General features: G+C 37.9%; 2 protein-coding genes, 1 tRNA gene, 1 rRNA gene and 1 pseudogene. All 5 read right to left on the reverse strand.

Annotated features, from left to right (window positions below; translation table 11 throughout):
• Nucleotides 1–182: 182 nt before the first annotated feature.
• Nucleotides 183–371, reverse strand: a pseudogene (locus tag E4T71_RS08420) (IS1380 family transposase); the annotation flags it as partial.
• Nucleotides 372–578: 207 nt separating this feature from the next.
• Nucleotides 579–1,385, reverse strand: coding sequence for a class B sortase, LPKTxAVK-specific (gene srtB / locus E4T71_RS08425; RefSeq protein ID WP_135038879.1), 807 nt, complete (start codon nt 1,383–1,385; stop codon nt 579–581).
• A gap of 89 nt (nt 1,386–1,474) precedes the next feature.
• Nucleotides 1,475–1,975, reverse strand: a complete 501-nt coding sequence (locus E4T71_RS08430; protein WP_135038881.1) for an LPKTxAVK-anchored surface protein — start codon at nt 1,973–1,975, stop codon at nt 1,475–1,477.
• Between the two features lie 142 nt (nt 1,976–2,117).
• Nucleotides 2,118–2,191: transfer RNA gene (locus E4T71_RS08435), tRNA-Asn, on the reverse strand.
• A gap of 9 nt (nt 2,192–2,200) precedes the next feature.
• Nucleotides 2,201–2,316, reverse strand: a 5S ribosomal RNA gene (gene rrf, locus E4T71_RS08440).
• Nucleotides 2,317–2,327 lie beyond the last annotated feature (11 nt).

Below are 2,327 nucleotides of genomic sequence, written 5' to 3' on the forward strand. Positions count from 1 at the left end.
TATTCTCAAGTTTGGAACAATTCGGAATTGAAGATTTAAGATGTAGGAATCTTTATGCTTTAAAATTTAAAGTGGAGGCAATCTTATTAACATATTCCTTACTACTTCATCAAAGTCAAATGGAGAACGGTTTTAGTCTAAGGTATTCACTTGCTTATGGTTAATCAACTAGCACAACGGGTAATGTTTGTATCTGAGTACCGAAGATATTGGCGTTGATCATTAGTAACTAAGTATTTAGAAATTAAATCTTTCAGATTCAGGAGGTCAAAAAGTACTTTAAAGAGAAGTAATCCTCCGTAACTCGTTAGATTTCCACCATCAAAAGAAAAAGTGTTGTTTTTAGAATTGTAATTTGTTAGACTGAACATATGGGTTTCCTTTCTATTTTGATATGGTTTGCGCTTATATCATAAAGGGGAAATCCTTTTTTGTCCAGTCAAAAGTCTCACCTAATGGGTGAAAATCAAAAACTTCCAGAAACCATGATGTATCAGCGATTCTGGAAGTTTTTTTAGTTATGTATGAATAATTTGGGTTAACTTAATGACATTGGCACACGTCTGATCTTTTTTCTATTAACGAGTTGGAGTATAAACCAATTTGTCCCCATGTTCTTTGACAAATGTATCCATTTGATCATCTGGAATTTGACGAAGATAGAGATTTGCTCGAATACTTGGGTCTTCCTCACGACAAGTTGAAAGAACTAAATAGCGATCTTCAGGTTTCATGGTCACACCACTTTTCTTAACTTGCGCATCTTTATAAACAGTCTCTAACTGTTCAACAAAGTCTTTATCGGAATCAAATTCTGTCCGGTAAAAAGCAGTTGTTTCCGGAACGATAATCATGGCAACTGCTTCATAATAGAATTTACGCTCTGGAGTTTCAATAACAACATAAGGATGTTCATCAAAATACTTTTGACTACTATAGAAATTAACATCATTAAACATTCGATTATCTGGAACCTGACTGCCTCGTGCATGACCAAATAACCAAGTCAACCGATCACTAAAGTTCTTGTTATTATCCATATCCATAAAGACTGTTCCCATAAAAGGCTCATAGTGGCCATCAAACGTCTTATCAAGATAGGTTGCATTATCTCCTGTTTGTACCACCGGCTCGTCTAGTTTAGTTCCCGGTGCATACACATACGCAATCGTATCTGGATTTGTTGCCAATAGCGGCTCAAACCGCTTTTTCAATTCTGCCTTCTCTTCGGAAGAAGGCTTGTACGTTGAAGCTGCTTTACTCCTAGCAATCTTCGAGTGATCACCATTAACTTGTCCTGAAAAATTTGTCCATACAAATCCCAAGCCAAGGAAAACAAACAAGCCTACAAAGAGGGAAGCAAGCCACTTTTTATTGATTTTCATTCTATCACCTAAAAAGCGAGAGCAGGATAGGATAAACCTAGAACCCAACTCTCGCCTCCTTCACATATAATCTAGTCGATTTTTATGTCTTATTTTACTGCTGCTGTGTTAGGAAGAACTTTTTGTCCTTCTTTAGCTGCTGCTTTAGCTTCTTTTTTAGCTGCTGCTACAGCTTTTTCAGTTCCTTTAGCATTTTTTGAATCTTCTTTTACTTCATCAGATTTCTTGCTTGGACCATTCACAACATCTGCAGGCATGATCAATTCACGTTTTTCTTTACCGTCGACCATTACTGTTTTATATTGCAATTCGATAGAATCGTAACCGTTTTCACGAGGGATTACCCAGTATGGAGTTCCATTTGGATCTGTTTCAGATGGTTCAACATATAGATAACCGTCTTCAAAGTCAAGATCCGATGGATCAAATTCACCAACATTCTTCATTTCTTGTGCTTCTTCTTCAACAAGTGGTGCAAGTGGTGCAACACCTTCTGGTGTTCCTGCTACAAAGCCGTCATTAGCAAGAGCTGGTGACACTGCTGCGAGCAAAGCTACTGCTGCAAGAGTTGTAAAAAGTGCTTTTTTCATAAGTCTTTCTCCTTTTATCTTTTGAAGGTCACTTCCTATAGTGCCCTTACATTTATATTATAAATTCACTTACTATAGAAGTCAAGTTTTAACCTGAAAAACTCTATGACTTTCTAACAAAAAAGACCCCTAAGGGTCAGAACTCCGCCAGTAGGACTCGAACCTACGACATCATGATTAACAGTCATGCGCTACTACCAACTGAGCTATGGCGGATAAAGAAAAGCTAAGCGACTACCCTATCTCACAGGGGGCAACCCCCAACTACTTCCGGCGTTCTAGGGCTTAACTTCTGTGTTCGGCATGGGAACAGGTGTATCTCCTAGGCTATCGTCACTTAACTCTTTTCTGT

The organism is Streptococcus sp. WM07, assembly GCF_004570525.1.
Lineage (GTDB): Bacteria > Bacillota > Bacilli > Lactobacillales > Streptococcaceae > Streptococcus.